21 protein-coding genes and 2 pseudogenes are annotated in these 21567 nt (G+C 55.6%); 12 read left to right on the top strand and 11 right to left on the bottom strand.

Annotated features, from left to right (window positions below; all coding sequences use genetic code 11):
- Positions 1 to 30: 30 nt before the first annotated feature.
- The 5 genes from C7I36_RS15240 to C7I36_RS15220 all read right to left on the bottom strand — a co-directional run bounded on the left by C7I36_RS15240 (position 31) and on the right by C7I36_RS15220 (position 4170).
- Positions 31 to 987 carry a TAXI family TRAP transporter solute-binding subunit gene (locus C7I36_RS15240; RefSeq protein ID WP_106454545.1) on the bottom strand — a complete coding sequence of 319 codons (957 nt, stop codon included), beginning with the start codon at positions 985 to 987 and terminating at the stop codon, positions 31 to 33.
- Positions 988 to 1083: 96 nt separating this feature from the next.
- The gene (locus C7I36_RS15235) at positions 1084 to 1398 is read right to left on the bottom strand and encodes a non-heme iron oxygenase ferredoxin subunit (RefSeq protein ID WP_106454544.1); all 315 of its coding nucleotides are present in this window, start codon (positions 1396 to 1398) and stop codon (positions 1084 to 1086) included.
- 9 nt (positions 1399 to 1407) lie between these two features.
- Positions 1408 to 1878 (bottom strand): aromatic-ring-hydroxylating dioxygenase subunit beta, encoded by a 471-nt coding sequence (locus tag C7I36_RS15230; RefSeq protein ID WP_106454543.1) that lies wholly within the window; start codon positions 1876 to 1878, stop codon positions 1408 to 1410.
- A gap of 5 nt (positions 1879 to 1883) precedes the next feature.
- Complete coding sequence (locus tag C7I36_RS15225) at positions 1884 to 3140, bottom strand: aromatic ring-hydroxylating dioxygenase subunit alpha (protein WP_106454542.1); 1257 nt, start codon at positions 3138 to 3140, stop codon at positions 1884 to 1886.
- Positions 3141 to 3183: 43 nt separating this feature from the next.
- Positions 3184 to 4170 carry a 2Fe-2S iron-sulfur cluster-binding protein gene (locus C7I36_RS15220; RefSeq protein WP_245880137.1) on the bottom strand — a complete coding sequence of 329 codons (987 nt, stop codon included), beginning with the start codon at positions 4168 to 4170 and terminating at the stop codon, positions 3184 to 3186.
- 227 nt (positions 4171 to 4397) lie between these two features.
- Here C7I36_RS15220 and C7I36_RS15215 point away from each other — a divergent pair, with 227 nt between their 5' ends.
- The 5 genes and pseudogenes from C7I36_RS15215 to C7I36_RS15195 form a co-directional block, all read left to right on the top strand.
- A complete protein-coding gene (locus C7I36_RS15215) occupies positions 4398 to 5066 on the top strand; it encodes an IS4 family transposase (RefSeq protein WP_106454540.1) in 669 nt (222 codons plus the stop codon).
- A gap of 48 nt (positions 5067 to 5114) precedes the next feature.
- Positions 5115 to 5803 (top strand): annotated as a pseudogene (locus C7I36_RS15210) (IS5 family transposase); the annotation flags it as partial.
- A gap of 153 nt (positions 5804 to 5956) precedes the next feature.
- A complete protein-coding gene (locus C7I36_RS15205; RefSeq protein WP_106454538.1) occupies positions 5957 to 6862 on the top strand; it encodes a LysR family transcriptional regulator in 906 nt (301 codons plus the stop codon).
- Positions 6863 to 7128: 266 nt separating this feature from the next.
- Positions 7129 to 8334 carry a DcaP family trimeric outer membrane transporter gene (locus C7I36_RS15200; protein ID WP_106454537.1) on the top strand — a complete coding sequence of 402 codons (1206 nt, stop codon included), beginning with the start codon at positions 7129 to 7131 and terminating at the stop codon, positions 8332 to 8334.
- A gap of 133 nt (positions 8335 to 8467) precedes the next feature.
- Positions 8468 to 8655, top strand: a pseudogene (locus C7I36_RS15195) (IS5/IS1182 family transposase); the annotation flags it as partial.
- Positions 8656 to 9232: 577 nt separating this feature from the next.
- Here the strand turns inward: C7I36_RS15195 and C7I36_RS15185 are convergent.
- Together C7I36_RS15185 and C7I36_RS15180 are read right to left on the bottom strand one after the other, a co-directional pair.
- On the bottom strand, positions 9233 to 9532 hold the full coding sequence (locus tag C7I36_RS15185; protein ID WP_106454536.1) for a hypothetical protein: 300 nt from the start codon (positions 9530 to 9532) through the stop codon (positions 9233 to 9235).
- A 66-nt stretch (positions 9533 to 9598) separates the two neighbouring features.
- Positions 9599 to 9835 carry a helix-turn-helix domain-containing protein gene (locus tag C7I36_RS15180; RefSeq protein WP_106454535.1) on the bottom strand — a complete coding sequence of 79 codons (237 nt, stop codon included), beginning with the start codon at positions 9833 to 9835 and terminating at the stop codon, positions 9599 to 9601.
- Between the two features lie 143 nt (positions 9836 to 9978).
- Between C7I36_RS15180 and C7I36_RS15175 the strand changes: the two genes are divergently transcribed.
- Genes C7I36_RS15175 through C7I36_RS15165 form a run of 3 tightly spaced genes read left to right on the top strand, consistent with a single transcriptional unit; the run spans position 9979 to position 12246 of the window.
- Positions 9979 to 10191: a hypothetical protein gene (locus C7I36_RS15175; protein ID WP_181256403.1), complete on the top strand. Its 213-nt coding sequence runs from the start codon at positions 9979 to 9981 to the stop codon at positions 10189 to 10191.
- 10 nt (positions 10192 to 10201) lie between these two features.
- The gene (locus C7I36_RS15170) at positions 10202 to 11380 is read left to right on the top strand and encodes a tyrosine-type recombinase/integrase (RefSeq protein ID WP_106454533.1); all 1179 of its coding nucleotides are present in this window, start codon (positions 10202 to 10204) and stop codon (positions 11378 to 11380) included.
- On the top strand, positions 11377 to 12246 hold the full coding sequence (locus tag C7I36_RS15165; protein WP_106454532.1) for an HD domain-containing protein: 870 nt from the start codon (positions 11377 to 11379) through the stop codon (positions 12244 to 12246). Before C7I36_RS15170 ends, C7I36_RS15165 begins: the two co-directional genes overlap by 4 nt.
- 113 nt (positions 12247 to 12359) lie before the next feature.
- Here the strand turns inward: C7I36_RS15165 and C7I36_RS15160 are convergent, their stop codons facing one another.
- From C7I36_RS15160 to C7I36_RS15145, 4 genes are all read right to left on the bottom strand, one after another.
- Entirely contained in the window at positions 12360 to 13121 is a 762-nt protein-coding gene (locus C7I36_RS15160; protein ID WP_106454531.1) for a sulfite exporter TauE/SafE family protein, read from the bottom strand.
- A gap of 94 nt (positions 13122 to 13215) precedes the next feature.
- Positions 13216 to 13953 carry a DUF3726 domain-containing protein gene (locus C7I36_RS15155; RefSeq protein ID WP_219899671.1) on the bottom strand — a complete coding sequence of 246 codons (738 nt, stop codon included), beginning with the start codon at positions 13951 to 13953 and terminating at the stop codon, positions 13216 to 13218.
- A gap of 11 nt (positions 13954 to 13964) precedes the next feature.
- On the bottom strand, positions 13965 to 15611 hold the full coding sequence (locus C7I36_RS15150) for a hypothetical protein (protein WP_219899670.1): 1647 nt from the start codon (positions 15609 to 15611) through the stop codon (positions 13965 to 13967).
- 410 nt (positions 15612 to 16021) lie between these two features.
- On the bottom strand, positions 16022 to 16912 hold the full coding sequence (locus C7I36_RS15145; RefSeq protein ID WP_106454528.1) for a LysR family transcriptional regulator: 891 nt from the start codon (positions 16910 to 16912) through the stop codon (positions 16022 to 16024).
- A gap of 94 nt (positions 16913 to 17006) precedes the next feature.
- On the opposite strand from C7I36_RS15145, the gene C7I36_RS15140 reads away from it, so the two are divergent.
- The 4 genes from C7I36_RS15140 to C7I36_RS15125 all read left to right on the top strand — a co-directional run bounded on the left by C7I36_RS15140 (position 17007) and on the right by C7I36_RS15125 (position 21562).
- Positions 17007 to 18449, top strand: coding sequence for an aldehyde dehydrogenase family protein (locus C7I36_RS15140; RefSeq protein WP_106454527.1), 1443 nt, complete (start codon positions 17007 to 17009; stop codon positions 18447 to 18449).
- A gap of 13 nt (positions 18450 to 18462) precedes the next feature.
- Complete coding sequence (locus tag C7I36_RS15135) at positions 18463 to 19467, top strand: dipeptidase (protein ID WP_219899669.1); 1005 nt, start codon at positions 18463 to 18465, stop codon at positions 19465 to 19467.
- Positions 19468 to 19523: 56 nt separating this feature from the next.
- The gene (locus C7I36_RS15130) at positions 19524 to 21086 is read left to right on the top strand and encodes a BCCT family transporter (protein WP_106454526.1); all 1563 of its coding nucleotides are present in this window, start codon (positions 19524 to 19526) and stop codon (positions 21084 to 21086) included.
- Positions 21087 to 21181: 95 nt separating this feature from the next.
- Positions 21182 to 21562 (top strand): RidA family protein, encoded by a 381-nt coding sequence (locus tag C7I36_RS15125; RefSeq protein WP_106454525.1) that lies wholly within the window; start codon positions 21182 to 21184, stop codon positions 21560 to 21562.
- The last annotated feature ends 5 nt before the right edge of the window (positions 21563 to 21567 follow it).

Raw genomic sequence — 21567 nt, 5'->3', positions numbered from 1 at the left:
CATTCCCTCCCCAAGCCGATTCAGTCGGGCTTATTCATGCCAAAGACCTTTTTCCTTGAAATAGCGCACCGCACCGGGATGGTATTCCAGCCCCGGATAGGCCTTGCTCGGCTCGTCCAGCGACATGGTGCGAAAGCCGGGGAAGATGGCGCTCAGCTCGTCCTTGTTTTCCAGGATGGCGGAAACGGTCTTGTAAACCTGCTCGTCGGACACGTGCTTGCCGACGACCAGGACGTTGTCCCAGGTCACCATGGAGATGGGTTCGTCGATGCCGGCGATATGGGGAGCGGGGTAGACCTCGGTGATATAGAAGGCGGGACGTACCTTGAGCATGGCGTCCTGAGCTGCTTCATCGGTGGGCACCGGAAGAAACTTGACGCCGCCGACGGATGCGTCCACTTCCGACACCTTGGGGCCGCCCACTGCAAAGAAGGTGGCATCCAGCCGGCCTGAAGCGAGTGTATCGGCGGCGCGGATCAGGTCCGGGACCGGTACCTGCTGCACGTCGTCCCAACTGACGCCGCCGGTGGCCATCATGGCTTCCATGTGCGAACGGCCCAGGGGAAAGGCGTTCCAGCCGCTGGCGACCCGCTTGCCGGCGAGATCGGCAATGGTGTTGATACCCGAGTCCTTGCGCACGAAAATGCCGATGGGCTGGGGATTGATCACCATGGCCACCCGCAGGTTGCTGCGTGCCCTGTCTTCATAGTCAAAGCGGCCTTGAGCGGCGATGATCACGTCGTTGACGTCGTTGATGGCGAACTCGGCAAGTCCCTGGTCGACCGCGTCCATCATGGCTCTGTTGCCGCTGTAGGGTTGCACCAGGGCGTTGACGTTTTCCTTGGAGCGGATCACGTTGGCCACCGCCGTGCTCATGGTGTTCCAAACCGAGCCCTGGGGCGGGGTCGCGAAGGACAGCATCTGTGCCGAGGCGGTGGTGCTGATCAGGGTCAGGGCAGCAGCCAGTGTGGTCAGTGTCTTTTTCATCATTGTCTCCAGAATGATTGGTGTCTTCTTGGCATCGACAGCCGAAATGTAGTATGGCCAGGGCGGTTGTCTGGCATGCCCTGGCCATGGCTCGCTTTAGCTGATCAATATCAGTATCTCGTTGCCTTCTACCCTGGTGGGGTAGGTTCTGATGTCTTCGGTGAGCGGCTCGCACATGGCCTTGCCGCTCTTGATGCAGAACTTGCCCTGGTGCAGGGGACATTCGATCTCACCGTCTTCCACGAAGCCGTCGCTCAACCGGGCGTGGCCGTGGGTACAGATGTTGTCGGTGGCGAAGATCTCCCCATCCAGGTTGTACAGTGCCAGCTCGCGATCCCGAGCCATCACCCCGATGACGTCGTCTTCCGGCACCTCGGCCAGGCTGGCTACCTTGATCCATTCATTGCTCATGGCATCACCTCAAATCGGATAAATCAGGGAGTTCAGGATCATTTCGCTGTCGAACACGCAGATGCGTGACTCCAGCTTCAATCCGTCCCGGGTTTGGCGCAGCCGGTCGATATAGCGGCCCACGTTGAACACCTGGGACACGCCGTCGCTCTTGGTGCGGAATACCGCATAACTGGCTTCGGATTGGATAAGGTCGTTGTCCACGGTCAGAATGCGTGGCGCCGAGACCAGATGGCGCTGGTAGTAGGGGTCGTGGAAGATGGTTTCGGTAATGCCGTAGATGCGATCCTTGAGCATGCCCTTGCTGTCGAGGGACAGCGCCGCCAGCGGCAGGCCCTGATCGTAGTTTTCGCGCGACTGCACCCGATATAGGCAGTCGTCGGTAAACATCTCACACCAGGCATCCCATTGCTCGGCATCCACCACGGCCGCATAGTCCTGGTAGAACTGATTCACTTGCAGGTAAAGTTGCATGTCCATCTCGCTTACACCTCCATCACTTTGCGCCAGTAGTCGTACATGCCCCGGATCAGGGTTTCCGAGACCATGTGATCGGTGTCGCCGATCTCGTGCCCGCCCAGTTCGGCCAGGGTGCGGTGGAAGGGCTTTTGCTCGAAGCCTTCCTGGGAGAATTCAATCACCTCGCCGTCGTCCGCCGACACAAAGCCGGCCGGCCCGAACAGGTTGGCCTGGCGCAGCCGGCGCTGGGTCATCTCCGCGCTGTCGTCCTCGAAGCCGAAATGGGTCCAGACGAAGTCAAAGGAGCCATGGCCGTTGGGCTGGATATGGCGGGTGGAGACGCTGTTGACCTGCTGCTGGATAATGACGCTGGGGAACAGGGTCATCATCACCGCGGTCGGTCCCTGCCACCAGGGCTCCACCTCCACATCGAGGAAGCGGGCATCGTTGAGCTGCATCGATTCCTTGAAGCTGGACACACTGGTGGTTTCTTCGTTCTTGCCGCCCTGGCCGCGGGTGGAGATCATTGCCGCGTGACGGTAATGCTTGTCCATTTTCAGCTCGGAGCGGTTGTCGGCACGCCACAGGCCGAAGGTGACGAACCAGGTATGCAGCAGTCCCGGGTGGTAGGGGTCCTTGATGTTTTCCATCATCAGCTTCCAGTTGCCGGGAATGCGCTGCTTGTTGTAGCCCAGCACCTTCAGCTTGCGGCCGTTAAACAGACGATCGAAGTAGTGCAGCATCTCCGGCCCGACATAATCTTCGAACGGCTCGATGTCGTGGTCGAAGCTGGCGAACACCACGCCGCCGCGCCGGGCCACCTTAAGCTGGGTCAGGCCGTGGTCGGCGGGCTTGAAGTCCTTGGGCATGCCGCCCTTGACCTGGCCGTCCTGCTTGACGCCGCGGCGGAAGGGGACGCCCTGCAGGTTGCCCTTGAGGTCATAGCTCCATTGGTGGTAGGGACAGACAAAATCCTTGCGGTTGCCGTGCTTCTCGCGGCAGAACTTCATGCCCCGGTGGGCACAGACGTTTTCCACCACGTTGATGCCGCCCTCCTGATCCCGCACCATGATCACCGAACGTTCGCCGATCACGGTGCGTTTGAAATCGCCCGGCTCGGGAATTTCTGCTTCCAGCCCCACATAGCACCAGTGGTTGCGGTAGAACAGCCGTTCCAGTTCCCTCTGGTGCACCTCGTCGCTGGTATAGGCCCAGAAGGGGATGCGATGAGTGCCGTCTTCCTGCCAGACGTGCTTCAACAGATTGGTTTCTTCCTTGCTCATGTTGTGACTCCGGATTGAATGAATGTTCATGATGAGGGGCGACTCAGACCCCGCTCGGGTAAAAGGCGTCCGCATAGACATGCTCGAAGGGCACGCCGCGCCGGGTTGCCATCAGGGTGGCGGCCTCGACCATGGGAGGCGGACCAGCCAGGTACACCCGCCATCCCTCCAGCCGCTCGAAGCGCTCAAACACCGCATCGGTGACCAAACCTCGTTGATAAGGGCTGTTTTCTTCCGCACTGCTCAGCACAATGTGGTAATGAAACTGGGGGAAATCCTTGGCCAGGGCTTCCAGGTAGTGCAGGCCATACACATCCCGCTCGGCCCGGGCACCGAAAAACAGGTGGATATCGTTGGCCATGCCACCTTCCAGGGCACCGCGCACCACCGACAGCATTGGGGCCAGGCCGGTACCGCCGGCGATGCACAGCATGGGACCTTCATGCTTGCGGCGCAGATAGGAGGCGCCCAGGGGGCCGTTGAGCTTGACGCTGCTGCCCACCTGCAGTTTTTCGTCCAGCAGCGGAGTGACTCGACCGTCGGGCACGATACGGATGTGGAATTCCAGCTCGTCGTCCACCGGTACTCCGGCCATGGAGTAGGAGCGTACCGCCTCTGGCCACAGCTGTAGCTGGACGTATTGCCCGGGCGAGAACTCCAGCGGCTTGTTGGTCTTGATCCGCAGCCGACGGACGTCGTGACACAGGATGTCGAAGGCAGTGATAGTGCCTTTGAGGGTCTTGGCCGGGTGAGTGACGACTTCGTCCGGTTCCGGCACCTCTATCACGCAGTCGCTCTCGACCGTACTCTGGCAAGCCAGCACATAGGTATCGTTTTGTGCTAATCGCCCTTCCGCTGCTACCGGACCTGGTACCTTGCCATCGATGACCTTGCAGCGGCAGGTACCGCAGCGGCCCGACAGGCAGCTGTAAGACACCGGGATCTGATGCTCGCGCAGCACATCGAGCAGGTTGCTGCCGGCCGGTGCGGTAATGATTTTGTTAAGGGGGTTGACCAGGATTTCCATCATCGCTCCTCGTGATGCCAACTTGTTAATTCGTTGTTGATGGGAAGGTAACTTTAATGGAGATATTTATAAAGATGATGGTGTGAATTTTGTGTATTCATGAAAATTATATCTTTCTGATGAAAGGCCGCCTCATAGACAGGATCTTAAGCGGTAAGAGCATGAATTAGATAGAAAAAAGGCTTCAATTGTGATCTGATGTTAGTCGCCAAACAAAACAAGAAACCACAATGAAGCCGATGACTATTATCCATCTAAATCAGCGACTAACGCAATTCCTGGATCCCGTTACCCTGAACCAGCAGGCCAAGCGCTGTAAATTCATGCAACGCATCCGTGATATCCAACCACTCCAATTGGTTACCAGCCTGATTGCGGCCTTCAGTCAGGGCAACACAACCTCTATCGCTGAGTTACAGCGCCAGTTCAATGGGATGCAGCTCAGCGAGGCTGACTTCGTCGCTTACAAGCCGTTTCACAACCAGTTGAGGAAAAGCGCATTTCCGATCTTTATGGAGCGGTTAACGCGGATGCTCATCACGCAGTTGATGAAACAACAACAAGGCAAGATACCCAGCAAGTTTCGACAGTTTGATCGCATTTTGCTGCATGATGGCTCATCATTCGCCATTCATAACAACCTGAAAGACGAGTTTCCAGGCCGTTTCATTACGGTATCGCCCGCCGCCGTGGAGTGTCATGTCACCATGTCATTGCTTGAGCAGACACCGGTGAACATGACGATTGCCGCTGACACCCTGTCGGAGCATGGCTTCCGGCCAGCAGCCAACACACTGCGGAGGCAGCTGCTGCTCGCTGACGCGGGGTATTTGGATCAGGATTATTACCATCAGATTGCCCAACACGGCGGATACTACCTAGGTGGCGTTCTCAATTAGTGTAAACTCCTACCGATAGCCACTTGCATCAGGGCCTTCGGAGTGTAAATGAGTGAGCGTACAGTACTGAGAGATGACCAGTGGGAACGGATCAAGGACTTGCTTCCGGGTAAGGCCAGTGACTGTGGGGTCACCGCAAAGGATAACCGTCTTTTTGTTGAAGCCGTGTTGTGGATTGCTCGAACAGGAGCGCCCTGGCGGGACCTGCCGGCCTCCTTTGGCCATTGGCACCGGGTCTATGTTCGCTATAACCGCTGGTCACACAAAGGCGTATGGGCACGTATTTGGGAAGCCGTCTCGGACGATCCCGACCTTGAACACCTGATGGTCGATGGCAGTATCGTCCGGGTCCATCAGCATGGGGCTTCAAAAAAACAGAACGCGACGAACAAGCACAAGGTAAGTCGCGAGGAGGACTGAGCACCAAAATTCACCTCGCTGTCGACGCGTTGGGTAACCCGGTTCGCGTGCTATTAACGCCCGGACAAGCGTCGGAATATGGCCAGGCCAATCAGTTGATTGAAGGCTTGGAAGCGGACGTTGTGATAGCCGACAAAGGGTATGACTCGGATAACTTCGTGGCCGCAATCAGTGCCAGTGGAGCCAATCCGGTGATCCCACCAAGGAAGAACCGGATCAGCCCTCGGGATTACGATAAGGCACTGTATAAAGAGCGTAATTTGGTTGAACGCGCTTTCCAGAAGTTCAAGCATTACCGTCGTATCGCGACACGATATGAACGTGTCGCGAAACACTACACTGCCATGCTCCACCTCGTATCAACAGTGATATGGTTGGCATGATTGAGAACGCCCCCTAAAGGTGTTGGAGGTATTGATCCAGTCAATCTCATGAATATAGTTTATTCATAATATTTATAAGGAGGTGTGATGACACAGTTACAGGATATCGATCTGAATTTGCTGCTGGTGTTCCAGCTAATGTACCGGGAGCGCAAGACAGGAGTCGTCGCCGAGCAACTTGGCTTGTCCCAGCCGGCGGTGAGCAATGCATTGGCCCGGTTGCGCAAGGCGCTGAACGACGAACTGTTCGAGCGCACCTCCAGGGGTATGAAGCCCACCCCCTATGCAGACCTGATTGCCGAACCTATTGCCTATGCCTTGGCGACCTTGCAGGACACCATCAACTACCACGAGCGTTTCGAGCCGCTCAGCAGTGAGCGCGCTTTTCGTATCGCCATGACCGATCTGGGGGAAATGTATCTGCTGCCCAGATTGATGGCGCATCTGGCCAGGGTGTCACCGGGGATCAGTATCACTACTGTGCGCAATAGTGACGATTCGTTGAAAGAGGAGATGGAGGCCGGGAGCGTGGATCTGGCCATTGGGTTGCTGCCCCAGCTTGAGGCGGGTTTTTACCAGCGACGGCTGTTCGAACAGCAGTACGTGTGCCTGATGCGCAAGGATCATCCCTTGGCTGGCGGCCCTTTGGATCTGGAAGCTTTTTCCCAAGCCCGTCATATCGTCATCGAAGCCCAGGGCACTGGCCATGGCCGGGTGGAAAAGCTGCTGGCGCAAAGCGGGGTCCGCCGTATCGTCAAGCTTCGACTGCCCCACTTTATGTCGGCACCTTACATAGTACGGGAGACGGATCTCATCGCCACCGTTACCGAAAAGCTGGCGCTGCAGACCATGGATACCTTGGGCCTGGTGGTGCACCGCCATCCGGTAGCATTGCCCTCGGTGCAAATCAACCTGTTTTGGCACCGCCGATATCATCAGGATACCGGCAGTATTTGGCTGCGAAGCCAGATTTTCAACCTCTTTGCCGAGTAGGCGAAGAGCCTCTGCTTCGACTCCTCCCTGATCCGTCCCATCGTCGGTATATTAAAAATGATATGGCGGTATCTCAAAATATCATTGTTCTGCATGTATCGGCTTGAGGAAGAATGTTTCTGAAAAGTGAATGAATTGTGTTGGGTTGGTGGGCCGGCAGCGAATCGCTGCGACGGCCCAGGGCATGGGAATGCCTGATATCGACACTGTGTTCAGAAAGCAAGGGAACTTGATTTCATCAATAACAACCATGGAGTGAGTTGAACATGAAAAAAAGCAAAGTGGCGCTGTCCGTGATATTGGCAACAGGAATGCTGAATGCAGGTGTGGTAGCCGCCATGCCGGTGGTGGAAGCAGGTCAACCCATTGTGACCGGCGAGCCGAGCCGGGTAGGCCCCCCCTGGAATCACCGCTCCACCATCAATATTCCCGGTACCAAGACCGATATCGCCTTCGGTGGCTACATCAAGTTGGATATGCTGTACGATGCCGATTACGATTTGGGCGATGCCACCAGTCCCTTCAACCTGCTGAATCCGGCGGCCAATGCCACTGATGGCCGTACCGATTTTACCGCCTATGAAAGCAGGCTCAATTTCCGCAGCCATACCCAGACCGACTACGGTAACCTGAATACCTTCTTTGAAGTGCATTTCCTGCCCGACGGTAAGCTCAATCTGCGCCATGCTTATGGTGAGTACGCGGGTTTCCTGGCTGGCCATACTTGGACCAACTTTATGAGCTTTGTGGGGACCACCCGAACCCTGGCGTTGGGTGATCCTATTGGCTATGCCAACGAACGGCAGGGCCAGATCCGCTATACCCATCGGCTGGGTGATGGTGCCCTGTCGGTCGCTTTGGAAGATCCCGATACCGTGATTGCCCGGCCTGACGTCAGCATCGCCAGCGAAGAAAGCCGCCTGCCGGACCTGACCCTGCGTTACGAATACCAGCGCATGCTGGCGCTGTCCGGTGTGGTACGTGAATTGTCGACCAACGACAATATTGGTTCCGTGGACGATAAAGCTACGGGTTATGGTGCACAAGTGCAGTTCAGTCTGCCGCTACTTGCCAGCACCAGGCTGAACGGCAGCTACGCCATCGGTTCGGGTATCGGCAACTACATGGGCAATCCGGGCAATATCAACCATAAATACGCACCCGATGTTTATGTGAAGAATGGCAGCCTGGAAACGGTAGATATTCATGGCGGCGGAGTATCCCTTAACCACAACTGGAATCCGCAGTGGTTCAGCTCCATCGGCTATTCAAGGCTGGAGCAGGATCTGCCAAAAAACCAAGGGTATGATACCCACTTCGATAAAGTGGACTATGCCTTCGCCAATGTCATCTGGGATGTGACCGAGCGGCTGATGGTCGGCGCCGAGTATCAGTATGCCGATTTGGATACCATAGGTGGTGACAAACGAGACGCCAGTCGTCTGCAATTGAGCGCTCAGTATCAGTTCTAAATCACGTCAACGCCTACTGACATTTGTGATATTGCCCGCCGGTGATTTCCGTCGGGCTTTTTTATTGAGTAGAATATATAACGGCGTTTAATAGCCTGTTCAAAGTCTCTGTGGGGTAGCCGATAATACGGACATGAGACATTGTTACCCCAGCAACATCAGTCGTGACCAGTTTGAGCAGAACCACCCCCTGCTGGAGAGTGCGTGGAAAAAGACCGCCCCGCGGAAAGTTGGCCCGTATGACATATTCTGCGCCGTGCTGTACTTGTTACGGACGGCTGTCAGTGGCGTGCCTTGTCGAGTAACTGTAAGCGCCAAAGAATCAGCACCTGTTTTCCGCATCCTGACCGCGCCACACTGATCCCATCGCAACAGCAACGAGGGACCCGTCATGGCCACACAGCAACACCAGCTGTACTGGCAGCAACGTAAGTGCTCACCGGGAGTGGCTAGTGGCTTGATGCACACAGCTCCTCAGGAATGAGGTAATCCGTTTTTTCGATGCAGGCCCGGATGACGGAACGTAACCATTCCTGCGGACAGCGTCCCAGGCGGGGGCGCCGGGTCAGCTTGTGTGAATTTTCTTGAGCGTGCATCCTTTCATAACACAGTAGAATGGCCATGACTCTATGGCCATACACATAATGTGAAAAAAGTCATAGAGCTAGGTATGCCCATTCTCTAGCGTGTCGGTCAGTTAAGTTAAGTCTATATGCCCCATCAAACAGAGCCTTGTCTTTGTGCAATTTATACTTCAGAAACACTTTTCGCAGCGATTTCTGAATCTCACGCTCTCATCCAACTGTATCCTGCCAGCTAGGGAAGCACATTACAATTGCACCAATATCAGTAACAATCCTTTCTACAGCAGTCGGCGTTTCATCTCGTTATGGCTTGGCTATAAGATTTCTTGACTTCTTTCAATCAGGCCAAATTTTCGTTCCTGTTCAACGCATTTTTCCGAGAACATTTTGTTTCCTCGCCTCTGCTCCTTCAGATAAGCCAAGGTTGCAAAAAAGCAGCCTTCGCATAGGTGGACTTGATAGGACTCGCCATCATGGGGGGAGCCGAACCCCCAGTCAGCCTGCAGCATGCCGAACTGAGCGCTGTGTTGGCCATTCAACGAGGTACTTTCTCCACAAACATCGCAGAGAACATCGGTAACCACATCAACCAGCTGCTTGCTCGTAACGTTCATTGAAGGTCTCCTGGTAGCCCTACCTAGCAGGTGGTATTCCGGGCTGAAATTTTTATTGGCGCACCCTTAAGAAGATGCTTCTTCATCCTCAATATAGGCCAACAGCTCCCCGGGCTGGCACTCAAAGTACTTGCACAGCGCATTGAGGGTGTCGGTGTTGGTGACGTTGCCCGGTACGTTGGCGATCCGGGTCAGTGTGGCGCGGCTGATACCGGTTTTTTCACTGACTTCCGACAGGGTGATCCGCCTCTTTTCTCGGAACGATTTTTCATCCAGGCGTTGGACCAACAGCACTCTGATCATAGGGCATCCATAAGTCATATTTCTCACAAGTCTATCAAATGCATCATATATGATGCAAAAAACTCATTGACAATGCTCTTGGGTGAGCTATTTTAATCTCATGTGACTTAAATGACTCATGTGTGATTCAAATGGAGGGTGTTATGAATACCTATCTCACAACTGAAGAGCTGTCTGCCCGTATCAAGTACGACGCACGTACTATCCGCCAGTGTCTCAAGGATTCGGTGCTGTTCGAGGGTGTGCATTACATCCGCCCCTTTGGTGGCCGCAAGATCCTGTACATCTGGGAGCGGGTGGAGGAGTCCATGCTGCAGGGGGCATCCGCCCAGGATCTGATCCAGAGCATTCAGTAAGGAGGCCGTGATGGGTGCAGTGAACGGCCGGGACGGCCGCCTTTATCTCGATTTTCGCTTCCGTGGTAAGCGCTGCCGTGAGCAGACCAAGCTGTCGGATACGCCGGCCAACCGCAAGAAGCTCGACAAAGTGCTGGCGCTGATTGAGCAGCAGATCCGGGCGGGGACCTTTGACTATGGTCACCACTTTCCTAACAGCCCCAGGGTGGAGCAGTTTCGGCAACTGGAAGTACTGATCCGCCAGCGGGCGGTGGGCGGTGAGATGTTATTCGCCAGCTTTGCCGGCCAGTGGCTGGAGGAAAAGCGGGTGGAGTGGCGCGACAGCCAGTATGAAACCGTGGAAGGCATTTTGCGCTGCCATCTGGTGCCGGCGTTTGGCGAGATGGCCATTGGCGCTATAACCAAAAGTGACATTCTGGCGCTGCGTATGGGGTTGTGTCAGGCGGATGCCGTTACCGGCAAGCGGCTCTCGCCATCGCGCATCAACCACATCATGACCGCTCTGCGCATGATCGTAAACGAGGCGGCGGAGCGGTTTGAGTATGAGAGCCCATGGCGCAATATCAAGGCGTTGCCCATGCCCCGGGCCGAGGTACAGCCCTTTAGCCTGGAGGAGGTGCAGCTCATTTTGTCCCGGGTGCGGGTGGATTTTCGGCCTTATTACACGGTGCGCTTTTTTACCGGCATGCGCACCGGCGAAATCGACGGCCTGACCTGGAACAACGTGGACTTTGCGGCTCGTAAAATCCACATCCATCAGGCGCTGGTGCGGGGCAAGCTGGAGAAAACCAAAACCAGCAGCTCCTACCGTAGCATCGCCATGTCCCAGCGGGTGTATGACGCCCTGTTTGAACAGTGGGAGCAGACCGGCGAGAAAAGCACTTATGTGTTCTGCACTCGCAACGGCCAGCCGCTGAATCATCGCAATGTTACCCGCCGGGTATGGTATCCCTTGCTGGAATGGCTGGAGCTGCCCAAACGTAACCCGTACCAGACCCGGCATACGGCGGCCACTCTGTGGCTGGCGGCAGGAGAAAGCCCTGAGTGGATTGCCCGCCAGCTGGGCCATGCCAACACCAGTATGCTGTTCCGGGTGTACTCCCGCTATATCCCCAACCTGATTGGCCGGGACGGAGCGGCCTTTGAGTCGCTGCTGGATGAAGAGTTCGAACTGGAGGACGAAGCATGAATCCCATGGTGATGACGTATCAACGGCCCCGGCTGCTGTGGGCCAGCCTGGTGTTTGATGATGGTGCGCTGGCGTCGTGGCAGTTCAGCGCACCGGCGTGGCACTGCACTCTGCTGCTGTTCCCCTGGCAGATGCAGGGCGTATGCCCCGAAGGCCAGTGGGTGCTGGCCGAGCTGAACGGTCAGGATGAACAAGGTCAGCTTGGTTCAGTGCAGACGCTGCCGGCAGTGGTCGGCCGGCAACAGGTAGAGCATCAGCTGGCCTGGCTGTCTGGGCAGCAGCAAGCACTGCTGATGGATGTGTGGAGCATGTTGGCCGTGATTGACGATGAGGTGTTGCGGGATTTCTTACTGGATATTCTGTCCAACGACGCCATCATGGCACCGTTTTGCAACAGCCGGGCCAGCCACCGGCATCATCATGATCAGCCCGGCGGCCTCTTAGCACACAGTCACGAAGTGGCCATGACCGCAGCCATGTTATGCAGCCAGTATGGCTTGGGGCAGCGCAGCATCTGGGTCGCCTTTGTGGGTGGGCTGCTGCACGACATCGGCAAAATTCGCATGTATTACAACGAAAACGCCGGTATCTGTGGTCAGCATGAATCGTTTAATTTTATGGTGCTGGGACAACAGCTGGAGCGGTTACGGCTTTCGTCGCCCAAGGTGTTTGAAGCGCTGAGTGCCTGCCTGGAAACAAAGGTAGGGAAGTACACGGACCCTTATCAGGTAGCCAGTATCGTGCGCATGTGCGACCGGCTTTCAGCCGATGTGTCCAACTGGAAAAATGCTTTCGCTCGGGTGCCGGCGTACTTCTGGTACGCCCGATCTTCCCGGGACCAGCAGTTATACAAACGGCTGGGATAGAACCTAGTTCAGGTGGCATCGTACGGGCAGAGATAAATCTGCCCGTGTTTTTGTATAAGATATGATCTTATCTGAAGCTGTCTGATATCTGCTGCCTTTTCATCTGTAATCATTTAACTTCGCCAAAGGGAAGCCAGCCTGTTCAGGTCCAGCCCTTCCATAACCCCTTGCCACAATACCACTGCGGCTGAGAGCACCGAGATAAATAGGATTAGCACCCGAATATTATCTTTATCAACCACACTTTCGAGCTGCCGGGAAAGCCAGTAACCCAAGAATAGGCCCGGCATTGCTTTTATGACTAGGGGCCAGCCAATCCATGCAACTCCTCCTCCCCATGCCAGCATCAGCAGGGAAACGGGTGTACCCACTAGAAAGAAAGCGGCGATCTCGTTACGAGCCACTTTCCTTGATTCATACTGATATAACAAGGCAATGGGTGGTCCGCCCACCGATGTTGCAGTACCCATTAGCCCAGAAAGAAAACCGGATATGCTCAGATTGAAGGAGTTCAATTTCAGGGTATAACGACGGCTGCTTAGCCATATTGCCAACAGCAGACTGGTGCCAAACACTAGGCTCAACTGCCAAGAAGAGATATATAACAATAACAAGGCACCACACCAGGAACCTGGTACACGCGCCAGCATGGCTGGCAATACTCGTCGCCAGTTCAGTTGGCACCTTTGCCTTATCACCACCAGCAACGACAACACCCAACCCAGCAACAGCACAGGTCCAGGAACATAAGCGGGATTGATTAGATACAGCAAGGGAGCTGCCAGCAGGCCAAAGCCAATACCGACCCAAGCCTGAACCAACGTACCAGTAGCTACTATCAATAGGGCCAGCAGATCATCAGGGGAGTACCACATCGGTAGTAATGACCGAAAAGGAGCGAAGGCTGTGGAGAGGCAGGCCTCCGCTCAAACGACCGGGCGAAAAGGGTGCTCGGCCAACAAGCCAGGCTTACTGGCCACCAGCCCCCTGGCGGGAGCGTTCACTGTTTTCCACCAGAATACCGGCACCGATTCGGTTGATTTCGGCCCACAGGGCCTCTTCGATCTCGATACCGTTATCGATGATGTATTCCTTGTTGTCGGCCAGATCCTCTGGGCTCATATAACGGGCCTGACGGTTTCCTCTGGAATGCTGCAGAGAGCCGGTAAGGTCAACCCGGGAGCTACAGACAATGGTCAGCGCCTGTTGCTCATCAGGAGTAGTAACCAGGCTGGTGGCAGCTTCGCTAAAGCTAGGGTAACGCTCGCCCGCCTTTATCGCCGCCGCGTATTCCCTGACGGTCTTACTGCCGTTCTGCCAGTAGGCGGTCACGCTGATGCCACGCCGACCACAGTCGGTCAGGGCCTTCAGCACAAACATGCGATTGTGGCAATTGTGTACGGTAATGGTGGCAATACCACTTTCCAACGCTTTGGCATGAGCCAGATCGATGGAAGAAGCAATGCAGTTCAGCGCGCTACGGCCATTGCTGTCGATAATGGCCGAGGTGCTGTCCTCATATACCACGGTACTCAGAGGCTTGTTCGCATCCTGAGTGAGATAGGGTAAGGCCCGCTCCAGTTCGGTCAGACCGTTAAGGCCGTGTTTTTCCAGCCACAGCACCATGTTGGCAGCGTCTTCATAGTTGCCCACAAAGTAGCCTGAGGCTTCAAAGCAACGACGCAGCGCCGCTTTTAATTCGTTCATGGAAACACGCATCAATCATTTCCTCCCTGCGTCGGTGCCAGCGGCATAAACCAGTCATCGTTATAACTTTTGCCGATATCCTCTAGCAGCGGCGCGCCCTGAAACATGGTGTTGCGCACCCACAGCCGGGAACGGGGATCGAACTTGCTCACACCAAAGAACGACAGCTTACAGCGCAGCAGGTGCATGGGCAGTATGTCCCGGGCCAGCAGGTTGGCCTGAATATCGCCGTATACGCACCGGTTCATGCTCTGAATGCGGCGTACTATGCCCCGCAGCTTGGGCCGAGCAACCATAAAACGGGCCGTGGTGTGCTCCGGATGCTCCTTAATGTACTGACACAACTGTCCATAACACTTGTATACGGCATAGCCCACACCCAAGGCCATTTGTTTTTCCCGGCCACTATCCAGCTCGCACTGGCCCAGACGGGGCTCCATTTTTTCCTCAGATCGATACCAGAAAATGTCTCGAGCGCCCTGCTTGCTGAAGTCAATATTCAGCGCCCAGTCGTAACGCTGCTCGATCACTTCCTTGAGCTGCTGCAACGGCATCAACGGATCCAGATCGAGAAACTCCTCAGCGCAGTAATACTCTTCCAGGCCATCCACCAGCTGGGGATATAACTCCAGCATCACCGATACCAGCAACTCTTGTCCCTGCAGTGAGCAATGCTGCTCGCTCCAGGCCAGCAGGTGGTTCCAGTCGGTCAACAATTCTCCTGCTTGCTCCCGCAGAACTGCTATGTCTTTAATAACACGTTGGTTATTTTCAGTCTGCCATTCATCCTCGGTGTGGGTTTCTTCCATATGGCGGGCACAGCGGGCTAGCAGTTGCTCGAACCGGCGGCGTACCTCATCGTTAATGTGACCAAGGCTACGCACCAGACCCAGTGCCAACTCACGCATTTCCACCCAACGGTTAATCAGCATCGGGTGATTAATTAGGTAAGGGGCCATGCCCAGGCCGGTGGAGTTACCAATGCCAAAGTAGCGTTTGATATCCGGATGCATGGCAGTGAACTGCTCGGGGTTTCGCTGCCGGGCAATGTGCTCGACCTGCAGTAGGCTGAAACTTCTCAGCATCAGACAGGCAAACATCTCGGCGGCAAAAGGACGGGCAAAATCCGGATAACGGCTACTAACCTTGTCCCAGTCAGCCATACCCAGCTTGCCGCTACCATAGACAGCGGTAGTGCGGTAGAGGTAGCCGACCTTGACAATCCTGTTCACATCGGGCTGCTTACCCTGAGCCAGTTGATCAACAACATAATCGAAGTTACGGGCACTGCGGTTGGCTCGGGATAGCACAAACACCCGGGAATCGACCCGGCCGGCTTCCTGCAGGGGCACGTTCTGCCGCAAAAATTCGAGATAAGGCTCTTCCACCCGGCCTTCCACCAGTGCCATGGTCAGATCCCACTTGCTGGCGATCACCCTGTCGTTACGCTCTTCCGCACTCAGGTAATCGGAAAATATAACGAAACTGAACAACCCCTGATGGGTGTTTATTTCGTAAATCACGGTGCCATAACCCTGATCACAGAGCTCAAAACGTGGCGTATCTATCTGCCACCGCTCCAGCATGATGCGGCGCAGAAGGGTACGCATAAAACTGAGTCGGCTCTGGTGCATGGCGCCCAGCCGTTCCAGATCCATAACTTGACTGGCAGGCCGCAGCGGTAATGCACTAGGCCCCCGCAGCGAGGCCTTGATCGAAGCTAACCTCATCTCGATGTTCCTCTCGAATAATGGCGACAAATCCTTTTCAGACCGGCATCACCAACACCGGCAACCCGTAAAAGCGAAGTGGAAGCGCTCTTCACTACCGGACTTGCTTATACATCCATCATCATCAGGATGAGAAATCCAGACAAGTTAGAAGGTTATATCAGTTGATAAACAAAGCTTATCTATAAGGCTGCAGCAGCTAACACCACAGGAGATAATGGAAAACAAACCCGCTACCTTTGTGATATCTACTTAACAGAAATGTGAGCTAGCGCAGCCAGATCAGGGAGCTAGAGGCGAAAAAACCGGTCCTGGCCGGTTTTTTTCATGATAAGCACTCAGTCCGAATGCCGGGCCAGAATAAAGTCCACCAGGGCCTGGGCCGGCGGGGTCAGTGACTTGTTGTTTAGCCGGACAATGCCGATGCCACGGGCGACCACCGGGGTATGCAAGGGAATAAAGGTCAGTTGGGTATTACCTTGGGGAAAGGCGTACCAAGGCAGTGTGGTAATACCCAGTCCCGCTTCAAGCATGGCGATAAGGGAAATCATATTGGAAATATAATACTGGGAATGGGCTAGCAAGGATTCCGCCTCGCTGCCTTGCAGCAGGCTGGAGGTGCCGTTGCGGATCAGCCGGTAGGGCTTGAGCTCGCGCCAGTGCAACTCCCGACTAGCTGTCAACGGATGATCCTTCAGGCACACCACCCCCAGATGATCCTGCCATACCGGGGTGTAATGCTTTTCGCTTCGCTCCTGCTCGTCAAATAGGCTGGCAATGCCAAAGTCCACCTGCTGATCTTCCACCATTTTCAGCACGGCACGGGAGTTGTCGTCAAACATACTCACATGCAGCTCGCTGTCACCGATAAAATCGAGCAGCAGACCGGGCAGAAATCGGCTGGCAATGGAGGGCACCGATGCCAACCGCAGATGGCCGGTTTTGTGCTCGGCCAGCAGCGCCATGTCTTCGGCAATGCGATCGTGGTGTGCCAGTAGCTCCTTGGCCCGGGGCAGAAACGCCTGGCCAAAGGGGGTCAGCTCGGTTTTGGCGGTGCGGCTGTTACGCCTTTCAAACAGAGCCTCTCCCAGCTTGCTTTCCAGCTCCCGCACCGACAGAGAAATGGTAGGCTGAGTGCGGTGGGCCTTTTCCGCTGCCAGATGAAAGCCTTTCAGCTCGGCCACCCAGACGAAATGGCGCAACTGCGCCACCTTGAACTCTGGCAACATAATAAGAATTCCCTATCAGTTAATATCATTAATTAATTTTTATTATTAAAACACAACTCCTATCATGGCTCCAACAGGATAAAGGAGGTCTGTCATGTCTGATTCCGTATTTCGTAACTACATCGCCGGTGAGTGGGTTGAAGGCCCAAACGCCATAGCCAACATAAGCCCCGCCGATCTGAGTGATGTGATCGGTCACTATGCCCAGGCCGATGCCGCCCAGACTCAAGCCGCTATCTCCGCCGCCGTTCAGGGCCAGCAGGAATGGGCCAAAAGCGGTCTGGAGCAGCGCTACGGTGTGCTGATGGCCATTGGTGACGAGCTGATCGCCCGTAAGGACGAGCTGGGCCGGCTGCTGGCCCGGGAAGAAGGCAAGACCCTGGCAGAAGGCGCCGGTGAAGTCTACCGCTCAGGCCAGTTCTTTCACTATTACGCCGCCGAAGTGCTGCGTCAGATGGGCGAAACCGCAGACTCAGTGCGTCCCGGCATCGAGATTGAAACCCGTCGCGAGCCGGTCGGCGTAGTGGGCATCATCACCCCCTGGAACTTCCCTACCGCCACCGGTGCCTGGAAGATCGCCCCGGCCCTGGCCTTTGGTAACGCCGTGGTGTGGAAACCGGCCAACCAGGTGCCCGCCTCCGCCTGGGCACTGACCGAAATCATCTCCCGCCAGAACCTGCCCGCCGGCACCTTCAACCTGGTAATGGGACCGGGTGCCGAAGTGGGCGACGTGCTGATCAACTCCCGTCAGGTCAATGCTCTGACCTTCACTGGCTCGCTGGAAACCGGCCGCAAGGTTGCCGCCGCCACCGCCGGCAATCTGGTCAAGTGCCAGCTGGAAATGGGCAGCAAAAACGCCCTCATCGTGCTCGACGATGCCGATCTCGACAACGCCGTGGAATGCGCCGTTAACGGTGCCTTTGGCGGTACCGGCCAGAAGTGCACCGCCTCCTCCCGCCTGATCGTAACCGAAGGCATTCACGATCGCTTCGTTGAAGCCGTGATCGAACGCATGAAAAAGCTGGTGATTGGCCACCCACTGAAGGAAGGCGTGCATATCGGTGCTGTGGCCGACGGCCGTCAGATGGAATCCAACCTCAAGTATCTGGAGCTGGCCAAAAGTGAAGGTGGCAAGCTGGTATACGGCGGTGAAGTGATCAACGAAGAAATCGAGGGCTACTACATGCAGCCGGCGCTGCTTGTGGACACCACCAACGATATGACCATCAACCGGGAAGAAGCTTTTGCCCCCATCGCCTGTGTGATCAAGGTCAAGGACTACGCCGAGGCGCTGGCCACCCTGAACGACACCAACTTTGGCCTGACCGGTGGTATCTGCACCCAGTCGCTGAAATACGCCACCGACTTCAAGCGCAACGCCAAGACCGGCTGCGTCATGGTGAACTTGCCCACCGCGGGGACCGATTACCATGTACCGTTCGGCGGTCGCAAGGATTCCAGCTTCGGCCCCCGCGAGCAGGGGGCCTACGCCAAGGAATTCTACACCGTCGTGAAAACCACCTACATCCGCGCATAACGGAGGCGGGATCATGAGCAGAGAGTTGCATAACGAAATGATCGTGATCGACGGGCTGCAGTACTCCAACTGGAGCCGGGAGATCTTCGAACAGCTGCGCGAAGGCGGCGTGACCATGGTGCATGCCACCATTGTCTATCACGAGCAGATCCGTGAAACCCTGATGCGCATTGCCGAATGGAATCGACAGTTCGAACTGCACGGCGACCTGATCATGCCGGTGCGCAGCGCCGATGACATTCGCCGAGCCAAGGCCGAAGGCAAGGTCGGCATCATGTTCGGTGCACAGAACTGCTCACCCATTGAAGATGACATCGGCATGGTGGAGGTGATGCGGGATCTGAACCTGATGATCATGCAGTTGACCTACAACAACCAGAGCCTGCTGGCTTGTGGTTGCTACGAAACGGAAGACAGCGGCGTGACCCGTTTTGGTCGCCAGGTGATTCGGGAAATGAACCGGGTCGGCATGATAGTGGACATGAGCCACAGTGCCGAGCGCAGCACGCTGGAGGCCATCGAGATCTCGGAGCGTCCCATCGTGATCTCTCACGCCAACCCGCTGAGCTTTCATGATGCCAAACGTAATAAGTCGGATACCGTACTCAAGGCACTGGCCGAGTCCGGTGGACTGCTGGGCTTCAGTGCCTATCCGTTCCACCTGAAAAACGGACCGGACTGCACCCTGGAAGACTACTGCGACATGATCGCCCGCACCGCGGATTTGATGGGGGTAGAGCGACTGGGTATCGGTACCGATCTGTGCCAGAACCAGCCGTTGTCGGTACTGGAATGGATGCGCAACGGTCGCTGGTCAAAAACCATGGACTATGGCGAAGGCTCCAGCTCCAATGCTGACTGGCCCCGCCCACTGTCCTGGTTTCGTGACAGCCGCGACTTCCCCAACCTGACTCAAGGGCTACTGGCCAGAGGCTTTGGCAAGGAAGACGTGGCCAACATCATGGGACTGAACTGGCTCAACTTTCTCGAGTCAGGCCTGAAACCCGCTGCTCACTAGGGATGACGGAGAAAGCGCCCGCTTTCTCCGCAAATGTTCAAATAATGGAGGCGAACATGAGCAATTCAACCGAGGCAACCCTGGCCATGAATAAGGATATCAACCAAAAAACCACCCTACTTGCCAGTCTCGATTTACCGGTATTCCTGATCAGTGGCGGTGCCCTGCTGCTGTTTGTGGCCGCAGCCCTGTATGATATCGAGATGGTTTCCCAGCTGGTCAACAGCGCCTTTGCCACTTCCACCAAGCTGTTTGGTGCCTACTGGCAGGTATTGCTACTGCTGACCTTTCTCATTGGTCTCGTCATGGCAATTGGCCGTGGCGGACAGGTGCGCCTTGGTAACCTGAGCGTCCCCGAAATGTCCACCTTTCAGTGGATGTCTATCATCATGTGCACCCTGCTGGCCGGCGGTGGCGTATTCTGGGCCGCCGCCGAGCCAATGGCCCACTTTATCTCGCCGCCGCCCCTCTATGCCGGGGAGACCAACAAGATAAACATGGCCATCAACGCCATGGCCCAGAGTTTTATGCACTGGGGCTTTCTCGCCTGGGCCATATTGGGCAGTCTGACCGGCGTGGTGTTTATGCACTTGCACTACGACAAAGGCTTGCCTCTGAAGCCTCGCACACTTCTGTATCCGGTATTTGGCGATAAGGTCATGAAAGGCTGGCTGGGAGCCTTGGTGGACGCCAGTTGTGTACTGGCAGTGGTCGCCGGTACCGTGGGCCCCATTGGCTTTCTCGGTCTGCAGGTCAGCTTTGGCTTGGAAAAACTGTTCGGTATTCCCGATGTCTACAGCACTCAGATCAGCATTCTGATTGGCCTGATTGCCATCTATACCCTGTCGGCGGTCAGTGGCGTAACTCGTGGTATTCAAATCCTGAGTAATATCAACGTGGTGCTTGCCGCCTCCCTGATGCTGTTTATCTTCTTCTTCGGTCCCACCGCCTTTATCGTCAATACTTACCTGAACGCCTTTGGCCTGTATCTGAACAACTTTATTCCCATGGCGACCTTCCGCGCCGACCCGGCCTGGTTGGACTGGTGGACAGTATTTTTCTGGGGATGGTTTTTGGGCTACGGGCCACTGATGGCCATGTTTGTGGCGCGAATCTCCCGAGGCCGCACTGTACGTCAGGTGATCATGCTGATCTCCATTGTTGCTCCCATGATTACATGCTTCTGGTTCACCATCATGGGCGGCAGTGGTTTGGCTTTTGAACTGGCTAACCCTGGCAGCGTGTCTGGACCCTTTACCGGCTTTAACCTGCCCGCCGCTCTGTTGGCCATAACCGAGCAGTTACCGATGGGCTTTATGATTTCAGTGCTGTTTCTGGTGTTGACCACTATTTTCGTGGCCACCACCGGTGACTCAATGACTTACGCGGTATCCATGGTGATGACCGGTACTGACCACCCTCACGCCTCCGTACGAGTATTTTGGGGTGTCATGATGGGTGTTGTTGCTGCCATTCTGATCTCCATCGGCTCCGGCGGCATCAGTGCCCTGCAGTCCTTTATTGTAGTCACCGCCGTACCGGTATCGCTGGTACTACTACCGACCCTTTGGACGGCGCCGCAAATCATTAAAAAAATGGCCGTTGAACAGGGGCTTTAAGACGTCATAGCACGCTCTCGGCTGTATTACCGGGGCACTACTTTTGAGCGGCAAGCGCCGCTCTCTTTTTTCATTTTTGCAATTAAGGAGCATCTATGAAAACCGCCGTAAAAACCGATCTTTTTACTTCCAAAGCACCGCTGGAATGGGCCGTGATGGCCAATGGTCAGTTCTATACTGCCCAGATCCCTATCGATGCCGACGGCCAAGTAGTGGACGGTGGCATCGAGGCCCAGGTCCGCCAGACCATGGATAACTTCAAACACACAGTAGAAGCCGCCGGCCTGACCATGGCGGACGTGACCCAGGTACTGATCTACGTTACCGCGCGAGACCAACTGCCGGTGTTCAACAAGATCTATGCGGAGTATTTCGAGGCTCCTTACCCCAACCGCGCCGCCATGATCGTGGCCGGCCTGGCCCGAGAAGAAATGCTCTGTGAGATCGTGGCCTACGCGGCCCAGCCCATGAATTGATAAAA

Source organism: Zobellella taiwanensis, from assembly GCF_003012795.1.
GTDB classification, from domain to species: domain Bacteria; phylum Pseudomonadota; class Gammaproteobacteria; order Enterobacterales; family Aeromonadaceae; genus Oceanimonas; species Oceanimonas taiwanensis.
This window is presented reverse-complemented; position numbering and strand designations above follow the sequence as displayed.

Coding starts and splice junctions, on each gene's coding strand:
- C7I36_RS15240 (WP_106454545.1), bottom strand. CDS start 987: ATGAAAAAGACACTGACCACACTGGCTGCTGCCCTGACCCTGATCAGC.
- C7I36_RS15235 (WP_106454544.1), bottom strand. CDS start 1,398: ATGAGCAATGAATGGATCAAGGTAGCCAGCCTGGCCGAGGTGCCGGAA.
- C7I36_RS15230 (WP_106454543.1), bottom strand. CDS start 1,878: ATGGACATGCAACTTTACCTGCAAGTGAATCAGTTCTACCAGGACTAT.
- C7I36_RS15225 (WP_106454542.1), bottom strand. CDS start 3,140: ATGAGCAAGGAAGAAACCAATCTGTTGAAGCACGTCTGGCAGGAAGAC.
- C7I36_RS15220 (WP_245880137.1), bottom strand. CDS start 4,170: ATGATGGAAATCCTGGTCAACCCCCTTAACAAAATCATTACCGCACCG.
- C7I36_RS15215 (WP_106454540.1), top strand. CDS start 4,398: ATGAAGCCGATGACTATTATCCATCTAAATCAGCGACTAACGCAATTC.
- C7I36_RS15205 (WP_106454538.1), top strand. CDS start 5,957: ATGACACAGTTACAGGATATCGATCTGAATTTGCTGCTGGTGTTCCAG.
- C7I36_RS15200 (WP_106454537.1), top strand. CDS start 7,129: ATGAAAAAAAGCAAAGTGGCGCTGTCCGTGATATTGGCAACAGGAATG.
- C7I36_RS15185 (WP_106454536.1), bottom strand. CDS start 9,532: ATGAACGTTACGAGCAAGCAGCTGGTTGATGTGGTTACCGATGTTCTC.
- C7I36_RS15180 (WP_106454535.1), bottom strand. CDS start 9,835: ATGATCAGAGTGCTGTTGGTCCAACGCCTGGATGAAAAATCGTTCCGA.
- C7I36_RS15175 (WP_181256403.1), top strand. CDS start 9,979: ATGAATACCTATCTCACAACTGAAGAGCTGTCTGCCCGTATCAAGTAC.
- C7I36_RS15170 (WP_106454533.1), top strand. CDS start 10,202: ATGGGTGCAGTGAACGGCCGGGACGGCCGCCTTTATCTCGATTTTCGC.
- C7I36_RS15165 (WP_106454532.1), top strand. CDS start 11,377: ATGAATCCCATGGTGATGACGTATCAACGGCCCCGGCTGCTGTGGGCC.
- C7I36_RS15160 (WP_106454531.1), bottom strand. CDS start 13,121: ATGTGGTACTCCCCTGATGATCTGCTGGCCCTATTGATAGTAGCTACT.
- C7I36_RS15155 (WP_219899671.1), bottom strand. CDS start 13,953: ATGAACGAATTAAAAGCGGCGCTGCGTCGTTGCTTTGAAGCCTCAGGC.
- C7I36_RS15150 (WP_219899670.1), bottom strand. CDS start 15,611: ATGGATCTGGAACGGCTGGGCGCCATGCACCAGAGCCGACTCAGTTTT.
- C7I36_RS15145 (WP_106454528.1), bottom strand. CDS start 16,912: ATGTTGCCAGAGTTCAAGGTGGCGCAGTTGCGCCATTTCGTCTGGGTG.
- C7I36_RS15140 (WP_106454527.1), top strand. CDS start 17,007: ATGTCTGATTCCGTATTTCGTAACTACATCGCCGGTGAGTGGGTTGAA.
- C7I36_RS15135 (WP_219899669.1), top strand. CDS start 18,463: ATGAGCAGAGAGTTGCATAACGAAATGATCGTGATCGACGGGCTGCAG.
- C7I36_RS15130 (WP_106454526.1), top strand. CDS start 19,524: ATGAGCAATTCAACCGAGGCAACCCTGGCCATGAATAAGGATATCAAC.
- C7I36_RS15125 (WP_106454525.1), top strand. CDS start 21,182: ATGAAAACCGCCGTAAAAACCGATCTTTTTACTTCCAAAGCACCGCTG.